Raw genomic sequence first — 14,920 nt, forward strand, 5'->3', positions numbered from 1 at the left:
CGACAAAGCCCGGGCCGAGCGGCCCGGGTGGGGGGCGAAGCGGCCCGATTCTAGCGGCGGGCGGTTGTCGTCGCCGGGGCGCTGGCCGACTGGCAGGACCAGTTCGCGGCCTGTTCCACATCGCCCGAGCCGTTGTAGCGCGCCACCTGCGGGAAGGGGCACAGCGGCCGGGTGCGGCTGGGCGACCAGTTGGCCGGCACGTCGGCGTTGACGCCACCCGGGTTCCCCGCACCCCGGGCTTGGGCGATCAGCGACTGCGGCGCCTGGCCCTGCTCGACCCAGGCCACCAGCGGGCTCAGGAAGTCAACCTGGTCGGTGGCCGGCCCGCCCGAGCAATGACCCATGCCGGGGACGCGGTACAGGCGGGCAAAGTCGCCTCGCTTGCCCTTCGAGTTGGCCAGCAGGTGGCGGTACCAGTCCACGGTGTCGTCGACCGAGAAGATCGGGTCGCTCACCCCGTGGTAGACCATGATCTTGCCGCCGCGGCGGTAGACGTCGCCGAAGTCGCTGTCGCCGGGTGTCATGAAGGACATCGCCGACTCGGTGTAGGTGGCGTCGGTCGCCTGCAGTTCAGACAGGGCCTGGTCGATCCCCAGCCCCAGCGAGAACGCCGGTCCGTTCGTCAGGGCGGCGATGCTGGGAGGCACCTTGAAGATCACGCCCACCGCGCCCGAATCCAGGTTCAGCGGTGCGGTGAATTCCCAGAAGGCCGTGCCGCTGCCACCGACACCGCCGTCGTACGGGAAGCTGTTGTAGAACGCCGCGCCCGCCGAGGTGGTGGCGCCCTTGAAGATGCTGTCGACCACGCCCTTCTGGGCCTCGGTCAGGCAGGTGCCATCGCGGGCACCGGTGCAGGTGGGCACATCACGGCGCAGCTTGAAGGCCCGCTGGCAGGCCTTGGTGTCCTGCACCAGACCATCGACCGCGCCATCCAGTGCGTCGCAGCGCGCCAGCACCGCGTTGGCGACCAGGGTGCGCTCGGCGGCGGTGTAGGCGGTTTCCAGGCCGGCCGGCGTGGCCGGGTCGCCGGTGGCGACGGTGGCGTAGCGCTGCGCGCCCCAGATGTTGGCCAGCGCCGCCAGTGGCAGGCGGTAGCCGGGGGCGCCGGCCAGGAAGCCGTCGTAGTCCTGCGCGTAGCGCGCGGCGGCCACCAGCGTGTGGCGGCCACCGTTCGAGCAGCCGCCGAAGTAGGAGCGGTCCGGACCGCGCTCATAGGCCGCGGCGATCAGCTGCTTGGCCATCGGCGTCAGCGAGCCGACCGCCTGGTAGCCATAGTCCAGTCGCGCCTGCGGGTCCAGGCCGAAGGCCGGGCCGCCCTGGGCCAGGGTGTGGCCGGCGTCGGAGGACAGCACGGCAAAGCCCTGCATCAGCGCGCCGGTCAGCGGACCGCCGCCCAGCGCACCCAGCGCGGTGACGACCGAGCCGTCGATGCCACCGTTGCCCTGGTGGTAGAAGCGGCCGTTCCAGGCCTTGGGCAGGCGCATCTCGAAGCCGATGGCGTAGGTCTTGCCATCGACCGGGCTGACCCGCTCATTCATCTTGCCGGTCACCCGGCAGTGCTCGGCGACCGGCTGGCCACCCTGGCTGAGCGTGCCAGCTGGCACGGTGGTGCTGCCGGTGATGACGGTGTTGGCCAGGCCGCCCAGGCGGGCGGGCAGGTCTTCGCAGGTGCCGGCGAAGCTGCCGGGCTGGGCCGGCGGCAGTTGCGGTGGGGCGGCCAAAGCGGGAGCGCTCAGGGCCGAGCAAGCCAGCGCGGCGATACTCGCGGCGCGCAGGCGCGGATGGGGGTGTGACATGCGGTCTCCTCGGTGTGTGACGCGGCGGACAACGCTGGCGGACGACCCGGCGTCTGGCGTCTAATGGTTATTCTGCTTATCTAATTTCAGGGCTGACATCGGGCTTACACCGATGTCCATGCCATCAGTATGGTTCACTAGATGAACGAATTGAGGTCCCTCTGATGACCCGCAAGACCCCCTTGGCGGCGGCCGAGCGCACCCCGGTCGGCCGCCTGGCCGAGCCCGGCCTGCACGACATCATGGGCTACCAGCTGGCCCAGGCCAGCGTGGTCACCAACGAGATCTTTCGCCGCTGCGTGGCCCAGCCCGAGGGCATGGGCAAAGTGGAGTTCACGATCCTGGCGCTGGTGCAGGCCAACCCCGACGTCAGCGCGCGCCAGCTGGCCCAGGCCCTGGCGGTGACGCCGCCCAACATCGCGATGTGGCTGGACAAGCTGGAGCAGCGCGGCTGGGTGGCCCGCACCCGCAGCACGCGTGACGCCCGCGTGCAGCATGTCAGCCTGACCGCCGAGGGCACCGACACGGTGAACCGCTGCGTGCAGGCCCTGCACGTGGCTGAACATGACGCCATGGGCACGCTCAGCGCCGCAGAGCAGGCGATGCTGGTGGAGCTGCTGCACAAGCTGGCCCGGGCGCGCGGCCGGCCGGGCTGAGCCCGGTCAAGCGGGCCGCGCCAGCAGCTTCAGCAGGGTGGCGAACAGCGCCGGGGGATCGATCGGCTTGATCAGCACCTCGTCCATGCCGGCGTCGCGGCAGGCGCGGTGGTCTTCGGCCAGGGCGCTGGCGGTGAGGGCAATGATCGGCGTGTGCCGATGCCCGGGCAACTGGCGGATCGCCTGAGTTGCGGCGATGCCGTCCATGATCGGCATCTGCACGTCCATCAGGATCACATCGCAGGGTCGCTGGCTGGCCTGGGCCAGCGCGGAGCGGCCATCGCCCACGATCTCCACTGTCAGTCCGACGCTGCGCAGCAACTCGCTGGCCACCAGTTGGTTGACCTCGTTGTCCTCGGCCAACAGCACCCGGGCGCCGGCATGCTGTGCGCGCAGCGCCTGCTCGGCGGCCAGCAGCGCCGACCCATCGGGCGCGGCGGCTGCGTCGGCGGGCTGCAGAAGGGCGCTGAACCAGAACTCGCTGCCCGTACCGGGCGTGCTGATGGCGCCGGCATCACCGCCCATCAGTCGGGCCAGGCTGCGTGTGATCGCCAGGCCCAGGCCGGTGCCGCCGTGGCGACGGGTGGTTGAGGCGTCGGCCTGCTCGAAGGCGGCGAACAGGCGTGTCAGGGCAGCTGGCTCAATGCCAACGCCGGTGTCACGCACGGCAAAGCGCAGCAGCGCCGGGCCCTCGGGCGCCGGCTGCAGCGTGACGCTCAGGGCCACCTGGCCATGTTCGGTGAACTTGATCGCATTGACCAGCAGGTTCAGCAGCGACTGCGACAGCCGGGTGGCATCGCCCCGCCACGCGTCGGGCAGGTCACCGACCTCGGCTGACAGCGCCAGACCCTTGTCGCGGGCCTGTTGCGCCACCATCGCCATGCTGCGATCCACCAGGGCGCGCAATGAGAAGGGCGCCTGCTCCAGCACCAGCTTGCCGGCTTCCACCTTGGACAGGTCGAGGATGTCGTTGATCACCTGCAGCAGGTGGCGACCCGCGCCGTCGATGCGCTCCAGCCGCTCGGCCGCCAGCGTGTCGACCGCGTCGCGCCGGAGCAAGTAGGTCAGGCCCAGGATGGCATTCATCGGCGTGCGGATCTCATGGCTCATGTTGGCCAGGAACTCGCTCTTCGCGCGGGTGGCATCCACCGCGCGGTCGCGCGCTGCCAACAGCTCCTGGTTGACCTGCTGGAGCTGGAGCGTGCGTTCATCGACCAGCTCCAGCAGGTGCTGGCGGTGAGCCTGCAATTCGTCGTCGAGCAGCTTGCGCTCGGTGATGTCGCGGGAGATACCCCAGGTGCCGACGATCTCGCCGCTGGCGTCGCGCAGCGGCCCCTTGGTGGCCAGGAAGGTGCGCATGCCGTCGGGCGTGCGCACCTGTTCCTCGAACGTCTCGACCAGCACCTCCTGCAACGTGCGCAGGTCATTGCGGCGGATCTGCCGCGCCGTTTCGGGCGGGAAGATGGCGTCGTCGGCCAGACCGACGATCTGGGCCGCCGGTCGGCCCATGGCCTGCGCTGCCGCCTCATTGCTCATCAGGTAGCGGCCATCCAGATCCTTCGCGAAGATCGCGTCCGAGGAGCCATCGGCTATCGCCTTGACCAGGGCCATCGAGCGCAGCCGCTGCTGTTGCTCAAGCTGGGCGATGCGGGCGTCCACCAGCGCCTGGCGCTGCCGCAGAACCAGGTGGGCCAGCACCACCCCCAGCGCCGCCAGCAGGCCGACCGCCATGATCCAGGTCTGGTGGCGCAGCACCTCGGCGCGCACCTCCTGCCGAGCGACACGCGTCACCAGGTACCAATCCGAGCCGGCCACCGGCAGTACCGCGCCCAGCACCGGCTCCCCGCGCAGGTCCACGCCCTCCAGGGCCTGGCCGATTGGCCACTCGCCCAGGATCACCCGCGCCGGCAGCAGCCCGGGGGTCGACAGCGGCACCGGCCGCCGGCCATAGAGGCCCACCAGCTGGTCGCCACTGCGGCGCACCAGCACTGAGGTACCGGTTTGTCGCGCCTGCGGCCAGCCCTGCAGCGCCGACAGCAGATATTGCTCAGCGCTTTGGCGCAACACCACGGCCAGCCGCGTGCCGGCCACGGGCACGACGATGTCGTGCCACATCGGCCCGTCGGTCACGCCATCGTCATGCACCTCGACCTGCTCGATGCGATCTCCGGCGATCGCCCGACGGGCGGCCGATTGCAGCACCGACTGGGTGGGACGGCGCTCGCCGGTGCGGGCGTCGATGCGCGCACCGGCTTGGTCGACGAGTTGAATATCGGCCAGATCGAAGGCCTGGGCCAGTTGCAGCAGCCGAGACTGCAGGGCCGCCAGCGCGGCCGGGTCGCCGCTGCCCTGCCAGCGTTGGATGCCCTCGGCGAAAAGCGGGCTGGTCGACAGGAATCGGGCCTGGGCCAGGCGCGCGCGCAGCCAGTCGCCCACCTGGGCCGACCGGGTCTGCGCCACCGACTCGACCTGGGCCCGCTCCTGCCGCCAGTGCGTGTCGGCGTCCAGCCAGCAGGCCAGCGCAGTGACCCCGGCGATCAACACCAGCAGGCCTCCCAGCACCTAAGCGCCGCGTTGGCTGGTCGCGGCCACGAGGCCGCCTTCGCCCTGGCGCTGCACGTGTCTGAGCGCACGGTAGAGCAACAGGCTGGTCAAGGCGATGAAGGCCCAGCCCTTGTAGGCGCTGACCTGGGCCAAGGTGGGCGCGTCGCTGATCAGCTGGCCCAGCAGCCAGTCGGAGCCCAGGATCCACAGGCCGCCACCAAAGGCGTAGCCCAGCACGATGATCGGCACCTGCGCCCGGGGGGTGGCCGCAGCGGCGGGATCCTGATGGGGTGACACCACGGTGGTTGAGAAGGACTATCCCGCGGCGATCTTCGCACGGCATTCCCGCTGCCGGCCACCCGGTCGATCAAGGGAACAGGGTCACTCGATGTTCTGCACCTGCTCGCGCATCTGCTCGATCAGCACCTTCATCTCCACCGAGATGCCGGTCAGCTCCAGCGCTGCCGACTTGCTGCCCAGGGTGTTGGCCTCGCGGTGCAGCTCCTGGATCAGGAAGTCCAGGCGCTTGCCCAGCTCGCCACCGGCCTGCAGCAGCCGCGCGATCTCGTCAAGGTGGGCGCTCAGGCGCGAGAGCTCCTCGGCCACGTCGATGCGGATCGCGAAGGCCGCGGCCTCGCCCAGGGCGCGGTCGCGCGCCGATTCGGCGCTGACCTGGGCGCCGGCGCCTGCGCTGTCCAGCGCCTCATGCCAGCGCTCCAGGAAGCGCTCCTGCTGCTTCTTCACCACGGCCGGGATCAGCGGCGCGGCCTGGGCGGCCAGCGCGCGCAGGGCGTCGATGCGCTCCATCAGGATGGCCACCAGGCGCTCACCTTCGCGGGCGCGGGCTTCTTTCAGACCCTCGATCGCCTGCCGGCCGGCTTGCATCGCCAGCTCATCCAGTGACTCGCGCGGCGTGCCGGGCGCGCTGCCGCGGCACAGCAGCAGGGCCTCGTGCACGCTCAAGGGGGCGGCTTTGGGCAGCCAGGCGTGGACCTGCGATTCCAGCCGCGCCAGGCGAGACAGCTGCTCGCTGCCGGGCAGTGGCAGGGCGCCGTCGGCGGCGCGCTCCAGGTTGCCGCGCACTTCGACCTTGCCGCGGCGCAGCGCGGCGGTCAGGGCCTCGCGCAGCGCGGGCTCGATCTGGCGCAATTCGTCGGGCAGCCGAAAGGCAATGTCGAGGAAACGGCTGTTGACCGAGCGCAGCTCAAGGTGGACGCCGTCGGTGGCCGCGCCACCCTCGGCCGACGGCTTCGCGCCCGCATGGGCGAAACCGGTCATGCTGTAGACTGGCATGGCGCTTTTCTTGCAGGAAGACAGACTAGGCATTATGTCAAAGCCCAAACCCGCCCCGTTGCCCGCCGGCACCGTGGTCGGCGGATACCAGATCATCAAGAAGCTGGCCGCTGGCGGGTTTGGCGTGGTCTACCTGGCCGAGGATGAGCAGCGCCGCCTGGTCGCGCTGAAGGAGTACCTGCCGGCCTCGCTGGCCGAGCGCTCTGCCGGTGAGCTGATCCCGCGCGTGCGCCCCGAGAAGCAGCCGCTGTACCGCCTGGGTCTCAAGAGTTTCTTTGAAGAGGGCCGCGCGCTGGCCCAGATCTCGCACGCCAGCGTGGTCTCGGTGCTGAACTTCTTCCGCGAGAACGAAACCGTCTACATGGTGATGAACTATCTGCAGGGCGACACACTGCAGGATTTCATCGTCACCGCGCGCGAGCTCAAACGCGAGAAGGTCTTCCGCGAATCCACCATCCGAAGCCTGTTTGATGAGATCCTGCGCGGCCTGCGCATCGTCCACCAGCACAAGATGCTGCACCTGGACATCAAGCCGGCCAACATCTTCATCACCAACGACAACAAGGCGGTGCTGCTGGATTTCGGCGCGGCGCGCGAGGTGCTGTCGAAGGAAGGCAACTTCATCCGCCCGATGTACACGCCGGGCTTTGCCGCCCCTGAGATGTACCGCCGCGACGGCAGCCTGGGCCCCTGGACCGACATCTACGCGATCGGCGCCTGCATCTACGCCTGCATGCAGGGCTACCCGCCGGCCGATGCGCCGCAGCGCATCGAGAAGGACCGCCTGCCGATGTCGCTCTCGCGCATGCGCAACACCTACTCGGACAACCTGATCGAGGTGGCCGAGTGGTGCATGTCGCTCGACCCGCTGTCGCGCCCGCAAAGCGTGTTCGCACTGCAGAAGGAACTCTCGCGTGAGACCGAGCGCCGCTACACCGCGCTCAGCTTCACCGAACGCCTGAAGCTGCAGATCGAGAACCTGAAGTCCGGCGCCCGGACCTGACACCATGCGTTTCTCCGTCTACCAGATCAGCCGCAAGGGCGGCCGCGAACTCAACGAAGACCGCATGGGCTACTGCTACACGCGCGATTCGGGCTTGTTCGCGTTGGCCGACGGCATGGGCGGCCACCCCGAGGGTGAGGTCGCGGCCCAACTGGCGCTGCAGACCCTGGCCTCCACCTTCCAGCGCGAGGCCAAGCCGCAGCTGAAGAACCCGTCCAAGTTCCTGCAGGACGCGATCCTCTCCGGCCACCACCAGCTGCTGCGCTATGCCACTGAAAAAGGCCTGGTCGACACGCCGCGCACCACCGTGGTGGCCTGCGTGATCCAGGGCAAGTCGGCCTATTGGGCGCACTGCGGCGACTCGCGCCTGTACCTGGTGCGCGGTGGCCAACTGCACGCCCGCACGCGCGACCACAGCTACGCCGAGCTGCAGCAGACCCTGGCCCAGGTCGTGCCCATGGAAGCCAACTTCAACCGCTCGGTGCTGTTCACCTGCCTGGGCAGCCCCGGCAAGCCGGTGGTCGACACCGCCGGCCCCACCGTGCTGCGGCCTGGCGATCGCCTGGTGCTGTGCTCCGACGGCCTGTGGAGCGTGGTGCCCGACGACGAGATCGTCGACACCCTGACCCAGCGCCCGCTGTCCGACGCCGTGCCCGAGCTGGTCGAGCAGGCGCTGCGCAACGGTGGCAGCCATGCCGACAATGTCACCGTGCTGGTGGTCGAATGGGAGGCTGCCGAGGACACCGACTCCACCCAGGGCATCTCCACCCGCACGCTGGGCGAGGACGTGTTCGCGTCCACCATCCAGGCCAGTGTCGGCGAGGGCCTGCTGGCCGACCTGGACGAGGCCGAGATCGAGCGCTCGATCCGCGAGATCAACGAGGCCATCCAGCGCTCGGCCCGCAAACCCACCTGAACCCCTGTCACCCTTTGGCGGCCGGCGTCCTCCAGCGCCGGCCGCGCCACTTCAAGAGCACCACCATGAGCTACCAACGCAGCGCCGAGCGCGCGCCCAACGCCCTGCGCCCGCTGCGCATCACCCGCGGCTTCACCCGCCATGCCGAAGGCTCGGTGCTGATCGAGTTCGGCCAGACCCGCGTGCTGTGCACCGCGTCGGTGGAAGAGCGCGTGCCGCCGCACCAGAAGGGCAGCGGCGAAGGCTGGGTCACCGCCGAGTACGGCATGCTGCCGCGCGCCACCCACACCCGCTGCGCCCGCGAGGCCGCCAAAGGCAAGCAAAGCGGCCGCACGCAAGAGATCCAGCGCCTGATCGGCCGCTCGCTGCGCGCGGTGTTCGACCTGAAGGCGCTGGGCGAGCGCACCATCACGCTGGACTGCGACGTGCTGCAGGCCGATGGCGGCACCCGCACCGCAGCCATCACCGGCGCCTTCGTCGCCGCGCGGGACGCGGTCAACGGCCTGCTGGCCAGCGGCGCGCTGAAGACCGACCCGATCCGCGACCAGGTGGCGGCGATCAGCGTGGGCATCGTCCAGGGCACACCGCTGCTGGACCTGGAGTACACCGAGGACTCGGCCTGCGACACCGACATGAACGTGGTGATGACCGGCTCCGGCGGCTTCGTCGAGGTCCAGGGCACCGCCGAGGGCGTGCCCTTCAGCCGCGCCGAGATGGACGCGCTGCTGCAACTCGCCGCCGACGGCATCGCCACCCTGGTGCAGGCCCAGCAGGCCGCGCTGGCGCAGCCCCTGGTGAAGGACTGAGGCGGTGAAGCTGGTCCTGGCCTCCAACAACGCCAAGAAGCTCAAGGAGTTGTCGGCGCTGTTCGGCGCGCTGCCGATCGAGTTGGTCACCCAGGGCAGCCTGGGCGTGGCCGAGGCTGACGAGCCGCACATCACCTTCGTCGAGAACGCGCTGGCCAAGGCCCGGCATGCGGCCCAGGCCACCGGCCTGCCGGCGATCGCCGATGACAGCGGCCTGTGCGTGGACGCGCTGGGCGGCCACCCCGGTGTGCAAAGCGCCGTCTTTGCGCCGCTGCAGGCCCCGGAAGGCCTGGAGCGCGAGGCCCGCCGCGCCTTGCAGGACGAGGCCAACAACGCGTTGCTGCTGCAGCGCCTGGCGGGCCAGACCCAGCGCCGCGCCAGCTTCGTCTGCGCGCTGGTGGCGCTGCGCAGCGCCGACGACCCCGAGCCCCTGATCGCCTTCCGCCGCTGGGGCGGCGAGATCCTCAGCGCGCGCCAGGGCCAGGGCGGCTTCGGCTACGACCCGCTGATGTTCATCCCGGCCTTCGGCCAGACCGTGGCCGAGCTGGCGCCCGACGTGAAGAACGCCCACAGCCACCGCGCGCTGGCCGCCGCCCAGATGGTGGCGCTGATGCGTGGCGCCTGGGGACTCTGAGGCCGCCGTGGACGAGCTGACATCGCGCTACCTGCGCCCCGGCACGCTGCAGCTGGGCGCGCCGCCGCCGTTGTCGGTGTACGTGCACCTGCCCTGGTGCCTGCAGAAGTGCCCGTACTGCGACTTCAACTCGCACGCCACGCCCAGCGACGGCCTGCCCGAGGCGCGCTACCTGGATGCGCTGCGCGCCGACCTGGAGCAAAGCCTGCCGCTGGTCTGGGGCCGCAGCGTGCACAGCGTGTTCATTGGCGGTGGCACGCCCAGCCTGTTCTCGCCCGAGGGCATCGAGCGCCTGCTGGCCGACCTGCGCAGCCTGCTGCCGCTGCAGCCCGGCTGCGAGGTCACGCTGGAGGCCAATCCCGGCACCTTCGAGCAGGGGCGCTTTCGCGCGTTCCGCGCGGCCGGGGTGACCCGGTTGTCGATCGGCGTGCAAAGCTTCGACGACGCTGCACTGAAGGCCCTGGGCCGGGTGCACGACCGTGGCCAGGCGATCGCCGCCGCCACGCTGGCGGCCGAGGTCTTCGAGACCTTCAACCTGGACCTGATGTACGCGCTGCCCGGCCAGGACCTGGCCGCGCTGGACCGCGATCTGGACCAGGCGCTGGCCTTTGCGCCGCCGCACCTGTCGCTCTACCACCTGACGCTGGAGCCCAACACGCTGTTCGCGCGGCACCCGCCAGTGCTGCCCGACGACGACACCGCGGCGCTGATGCTGGACCGCCTGGCCGAGCGCACCGCGGCCGCCGGCCTGCAGCGCTACGAGGTCTCGGCCTATGCCCGGCCCGGCCACCGCTGCGCCCACAACCTCAACTACTGGCAGTTCGGCGACTACCTCGGCCTGGGCGCCGGGGCGCATGGCAAGCTGAGCTTTCCGCACCGCGTGCTGCGCACGGTGAAGTGGCGCGAGCCGGCGGCCTATCTGCGCGAGGCGCTGGCGGGGCGCGCCACCTCGAACGAGGAGGAGGTGGGCCGCAAGGCGCTGCCCTTCGAGTTCATGCTCAATGCGCTGCGGCTGCGCGAGGGCTTCGAGGAAGCACTGTTCATGGAACGCACCGGCCTGCCCCCGTCGGCCGTGTTGCCTCGCCTGGAGGCCGCCGCGGCCGAAGGGCTGGTCGAGCCCTTGATGACGGCGCAGGGCCGCTGGTGGCGGCCCACCGCCCGTGGATTCGACTTCCTCAGCGACCTGCAGGAACGCTTCCTCTGACATCGGCGTGCCACGGGCGCGTCACGGTCTGGTCACCCCGTGTGGCGAGCATCTGCTGCTCGTTCCGCCAGCAGGGCGGACGTCACCGGACGAACACAGGAGGACTTCCATGCACACCCCCCTCTGGCGCGCGCTCGCGCTGGCCGCAGCCGCGCTGGTTCTGCAGGCCTGCAGCGGTGGCGACACCGTCACCACGCTGGATGGTGGCCCGACCCTGGTCATCGGCCACCGGGGGGCTTCAGGTCTGCGCCCGGAGCACACGCTGGCCAGCTACCAGCGCGCGATCGATGATGGTGCCGACTTCATTGAGCCGGACCTGGTGCTCACCGCGGACGGCGAAATGATCGCCCGCCACGAACCCATGCTCGACAGCACGACAGACGTGGCCGACAAGTTCCCGGCCAGCCGCATGCGCACCCGCCTGGTCGATGGCGTCGAAACCACGGCCTATTTCGCCGGCGACTTCACGCTGGCGGAGATCAAGACGCTGCGCGCCCGGCAGTCGCGGGCAGGCCGCTCCACCGCCTACGACGGCCTGTATGAGATCCCGACGCTCGCCGAGGTCATTGCCCTGGCCCAGGGCGCGGGCCGCACGGTCGGCATCTACCCTGAGATCAAGCACTCCACCTTTCATGCCGGGCTGTTCGGGGTGAACGTCTTCGAGGACAAGCTGGTCGAGGCCCTGCACACTGCCTGGGGCAACCGTGCCGATGCCCCGGTGTACATCCAGTCCTTCGAGGTGTCGAACCTGCAGTACCTGCGCACGCGCACGGCGATGCGGCTGGTGCAGCTGATCGATGCCGATGACGTCAAGGCCGACGGCTCGATGTCGCTGGTCGCCCCCTACCGCCAGCCTTACGACTTCGTGGTCAAGGGCGATCCCCGCACCTTCGCCGATCTGCTGAGCGACCAGGGCCTGGATTTCGTGAAGGGCTATGCCGACGCGGTGGGCCCCTGGAAGCCCTACCTGGTGAAGACGGTCGACGATGGCACTGACCGCGATGGCGATGGCCAACTGACGATCAATGACCGGCGTCTCGTGGGATCGACGGGCGTCATCGAGCGGGCGCACCAGCGTGGCCTGCGGGTCCACACCTGGACCTTCCGCAACGACGCCAGCGGCTACGGCTTCAGCGATCCGCAGCAGGAAATGACCTACTACATGCAGCTGGGTGTGGACGGCGTGTTCACCGACTTCCCGGCCACCGGCGTCGCGGCACGCAAGGCCCTGTGACCGGGCGGCGCCGGGCTCACACCCGGTGCAGCATCGCCCCGTGCGTGGCGCGCAGCCGCTCGATCAGCTTGGGCGCGATCTGGGTGAGCGGCAGCACCTCGTTGGCGGCACCGTGGTTGATGGCCTCGCGCGGCATGCCGAAGACCACGCAGCTGGCCTCGTCCTGGCAGTAGTTGTAGGCGCCGGCGTCGCGCATCGCCTTCATGGCCTTGGCGCCGTCGCCGCCCATGCCGGTGAGCATGATGCCGATGGCGTTGGGGCCGGCCACGCGCGCGGCCGATTCAAACAGCACCTCGACCGAGGGCTTGTGGCGGTTGACCGGTTCACCGTCGCGCACGCGGGCGATGTAGTTGGCCCCCGATCGTTCCACGCTCAGGTGCAGGCCGCCCGGCGCAATGTAGGCGTGGCCGGGCAGGATGCGCTCGCCGTCCACCGCTTCCTTCACGCGGATCTTGCACAGCCCGTCCAGGCGCGCCGCGTAGCTGCGCGTGAAGCCGGGCGGCATGTGCTGGGTGATCACCACCGCGGGCGAGTCGGGGGGCAGGTTGACCAGCACCTCCTTGGTGGCCTCGGTGCCGCCGGTGGAGGCGCCGATGAAGATCAGCTTCTCGGTCGAGACCCGGCCCAGGCTGGGCAGGGGGGCGCTGGGCGCCGCCGCAGCAGGCGCCGAGCCGGCCTGCGCCACCGTGGACGGCGGCAGGCGGCGGATGTGGGCGCGGCTGGCGATGCGGATCTTGTCGGTGATCTCCTCGGCCAGCTGACGCAGGCCGTCGGAGATGCCCACCTTGGGCTTGGCGACGAAGTCCACCGCGCCCAGCTCCAGCGCCTTGAGCGTGACCTCGGCGCCGCGCTCGGTCAGCGTGGACACCATCACCACCGGCATCGGCCGCAGGCGCATCAGGCGGGCCAGGAAATCGATGCCGTCCATGCGCGGCATCTCCACGTCCAGCGTGATGACGTCGGGGTTGATGTTGCGGATCATCTCTCGCGCGGCAAACGGGTCGGCTGCCGTGCCCACGCACTGCATGTCCGGCTGCCGGTTGATGATCTCGGCCAGCAGGTTGCGCACCAGGGCCGAGTCGTCGACCACCACGACACGTGTCTTGGCCATGTTGTTTTCCTTGGGTCCGTGTCCTCAGAACAGATCGATCGAGCCGCCGCCGGTACTGGCCGGCACCACCTTCTGGGCCGCGGCGCGTTCCTGTGCCACCAGGGCCTCGGCATTGGTGGGCGCCAGGCGCTTGACCATGGCTTTGCCGCTGGCGGGCAGGAAGCAGACCTTGCGCGGATAGATGTCCATCACGTCCTTGGAGACGATGGGGATGCGCTCGGTGGCCAGGAAGTGGGTGACGAACTCGGTGTTGCGCTCGCCCACGTTGATCGAGTTCATGCCGCTGATCACCGCGCCGCCGCCGAAGATCTTGGCCTCCATCGTCAGGCGCGAGGCGCCGCGCTTCATCATCTCGTTGATCAGCAGTTCCATCGCGTAGCTGCCGTAGCGGCCGCTGTCGCCGCTGCCCTCGGGCAGCATGAAGTGGTTCATGCCACCGATGCGCTTCTCGCGGTCCCACAGACAGGCGGCGATGCATGAGCCCAGCGTGGTCATCACCAGCAGATCCTCGTTGTCGACGTAGTACTCGCCGGGCAGCACCTTGACGGCCTCGTTCTTGAAGTGCGCGTCGTAGTAGAAGAACGAGGCTTCTCCGGGCTTGCGCGATGCGGCCTTGAGCCGTTCCAGGCGCGAGCCCGCAGGCGGCAGGCCCGTCAGGCCGCTCAGGCGCTGGGGCGGCAGGGCAGGCCGGGGCGAGGAGGTCGAGGGCATCAGGGCCATGGGGTGTCCTGTGAGGCGGGTGGTTTTGGGGTCAGCTGCGCTGATAAATGGTCTTGCCGCGCAGCTGGAACAGGTCGCGCGAGTCGGTGAAGTTCTCCGAGTGGCCAACGAACAGCAGGCCGCCCGGGCGCATCACGCCGTGGATGCGCTCCAGCACCTTGCGCTGCGTGGCATGGTCGAAATAGATCATCACGTTGCGGCAGAACACCATGTCGAACGGCTCGCCCAGCGACCAGCTGGTGGCCATCAGGTTGAACTGGCGGAACTCCACCAGCCGCGCCAGCTCGGGCTTGACGCGGATGAAGCCGGCGTTGGGCCCGGTGCCGCGCATGAAGTGGCGGCGCAGGCGCTCGGGCGACAGGCCGCGCGCATCGGCCGAATAGACGCCGCGCTGCGCGGTGGCCAGCACCTTGGTGTCGATGTCGCTGCACATCAGCTTCCAGCTGCCGCCGGTGCCCAGCACCTCGGACAACACCATGGCCAGCGAATAGGGCTCCTCGCCGGTGGAGGCAGCGTTGCACCACAGGCGCACCGGTTTGCCGGCCGGATGGGCCTGCAGGGCCTCGGTCAACGCATGAAAGTGATGCTCCTCGCGGAAGAAGGAGGTCAGGTTGGTGGTCAGGCAGTTGATGAACTCCTGCCACTCGGACTCGCCGGCGCCGTTTTCCAGCCAGCGCAGGTACTCGGCGAAGCTGCGGTGGCCGGTCTCGCGCAGCCGGCGTGAGAGCCGGCTGTAGACCATGGCCCGCTTGCCATCGTGCAGGCTGATGCCGGCGCGCTGGTAGATCAGCTGGCGGGTGCGCTCGAAATCGGCGGTGCCGAAAGCGAACTCCTGCTCGCTCTCGTCGCCTGGGCGTTGGATCTCGGCTAGCTGGTTCATCGTGGCGCACGCGGTGATCGTGGTCGGTCGGGGCAGGCCGCGCCGGGGCGCAGACCTGCGTCATGCCCCACAGTCTTGCGGCTGATGGCCGGCCGTGGCGGGTGGAGTTGCACCGGCTTTGGG

Annotated in this window: 14 protein-coding genes; 7 read left to right on the forward strand and 7 right to left on the reverse strand. The window is 69.7% G+C overall.

Annotation, left to right across the window (positions count from 1 at the left end):
• Positions 1 to 50: 50 nt before the first annotated feature.
• Entirely contained in the window at positions 51 to 1,796 is a 1,746-nt protein-coding gene (locus KAK06_RS04965; protein WP_210800815.1) for a tannase/feruloyl esterase family alpha/beta hydrolase, read from the reverse strand.
• A gap of 164 nt (positions 1,797 to 1,960) precedes the next feature.
• Here KAK06_RS04965 and KAK06_RS04970 point away from each other — a divergent pair, with 164 nt between their 5' ends.
• Positions 1,961 to 2,452 carry a MarR family winged helix-turn-helix transcriptional regulator gene (locus KAK06_RS04970; protein ID WP_210800816.1) on the forward strand — a complete coding sequence of 164 codons (492 nt, stop codon included), beginning with the start codon at positions 1,961 to 1,963 and terminating at the stop codon, positions 2,450 to 2,452.
• 6 nt (positions 2,453 to 2,458) lie between these two features.
• On the opposite strand, the gene KAK06_RS04975 is transcribed toward KAK06_RS04970, so the two are convergent.
• The 3 genes from KAK06_RS04975 to KAK06_RS04985 all read right to left on the reverse strand — a co-directional run bounded on the left by KAK06_RS04975 (position 2,459) and on the right by KAK06_RS04985 (position 6,289).
• On the reverse strand, positions 2,459 to 4,996 hold the full coding sequence (locus KAK06_RS04975) for an ATP-binding protein (RefSeq protein WP_210800817.1): 2,538 nt from the start codon (positions 4,994 to 4,996) through the stop codon (positions 2,459 to 2,461).
• Positions 4,997 to 5,014: 18 nt separating this feature from the next.
• A complete protein-coding gene (locus tag KAK06_RS04980) occupies positions 5,015 to 5,293 on the reverse strand; it encodes a hypothetical protein (protein ID WP_210800818.1) in 279 nt (92 codons plus the stop codon).
• An 84-nt stretch (positions 5,294 to 5,377) separates the two neighbouring features.
• Complete coding sequence (locus KAK06_RS04985) at positions 5,378 to 6,289, reverse strand: YicC/YloC family endoribonuclease (protein WP_210800819.1); 912 nt, start codon at positions 6,287 to 6,289, stop codon at positions 5,378 to 5,380.
• Positions 6,290 to 6,323: 34 nt separating this feature from the next.
• Between KAK06_RS04985 and KAK06_RS04990 the strand changes: the two genes are divergently transcribed.
• The 6 genes from KAK06_RS04990 (at position 6,324) to KAK06_RS05015 (ending at position 12,086) form a co-directional block, all read left to right on the forward strand.
• The gene (locus KAK06_RS04990; protein ID WP_210800820.1) at positions 6,324 to 7,292 is read left to right on the forward strand and encodes a serine/threonine protein kinase; all 969 of its coding nucleotides are present in this window, start codon (positions 6,324 to 6,326) and stop codon (positions 7,290 to 7,292) included.
• A 4-nt stretch (positions 7,293 to 7,296) separates the two neighbouring features.
• On the forward strand, positions 7,297 to 8,208 hold the full coding sequence (locus KAK06_RS04995; protein WP_210800821.1) for a PP2C family protein-serine/threonine phosphatase: 912 nt from the start codon (positions 7,297 to 7,299) through the stop codon (positions 8,206 to 8,208).
• Between the two features lie 65 nt (positions 8,209 to 8,273).
• A complete protein-coding gene (gene rph, locus KAK06_RS05000; protein ID WP_210800822.1) occupies positions 8,274 to 9,014 on the forward strand; it encodes a ribonuclease PH in 741 nt (246 codons plus the stop codon).
• A gap of 4 nt (positions 9,015 to 9,018) precedes the next feature.
• A complete protein-coding gene (locus KAK06_RS05005; protein WP_210800823.1) occupies positions 9,019 to 9,648 on the forward strand; it encodes a non-canonical purine NTP pyrophosphatase in 630 nt (209 codons plus the stop codon).
• Between the two features lie 7 nt (positions 9,649 to 9,655).
• Positions 9,656 to 10,852 (forward strand): radical SAM family heme chaperone HemW, encoded by a 1,197-nt coding sequence (gene hemW, locus KAK06_RS05010; RefSeq protein WP_310741036.1) that lies wholly within the window; start codon positions 9,656 to 9,658, stop codon positions 10,850 to 10,852.
• A gap of 109 nt (positions 10,853 to 10,961) precedes the next feature.
• A complete protein-coding gene (locus KAK06_RS05015) occupies positions 10,962 to 12,086 on the forward strand; it encodes a glycerophosphodiester phosphodiesterase family protein (RefSeq protein ID WP_210800825.1) in 1,125 nt (374 codons plus the stop codon).
• A 16-nt stretch (positions 12,087 to 12,102) separates the two neighbouring features.
• On the opposite strand, the gene KAK06_RS05020 is transcribed toward KAK06_RS05015, so the two are convergent.
• Genes KAK06_RS05020 through KAK06_RS05030 form a run of 3 tightly spaced genes read right to left on the reverse strand, consistent with a single transcriptional unit; the run spans position 12,103 to position 14,797 of the window.
• Positions 12,103 to 13,197 carry a protein-glutamate methylesterase/protein-glutamine glutaminase gene (locus KAK06_RS05020; protein WP_210800826.1) on the reverse strand — a complete coding sequence of 365 codons (1,095 nt, stop codon included), beginning with the start codon at positions 13,195 to 13,197 and terminating at the stop codon, positions 12,103 to 12,105.
• A gap of 24 nt (positions 13,198 to 13,221) precedes the next feature.
• Entirely contained in the window at positions 13,222 to 13,917 is a 696-nt protein-coding gene (gene cheD / locus KAK06_RS05025) for a chemoreceptor glutamine deamidase CheD (RefSeq protein ID WP_210800827.1), read from the reverse strand.
• Between the two features lie 31 nt (positions 13,918 to 13,948).
• Positions 13,949 to 14,797 carry a CheR family methyltransferase gene (locus KAK06_RS05030; protein ID WP_210800828.1) on the reverse strand — a complete coding sequence of 283 codons (849 nt, stop codon included), beginning with the start codon at positions 14,795 to 14,797 and terminating at the stop codon, positions 13,949 to 13,951.
• Positions 14,798 to 14,920: the final 123 nt, after the last annotated feature.

This window comes from Ideonella aquatica (assembly GCF_018069755.1).
Lineage (GTDB): Bacteria > Pseudomonadota > Gammaproteobacteria > Burkholderiales > Burkholderiaceae_C > Ideonella > Ideonella aquatica.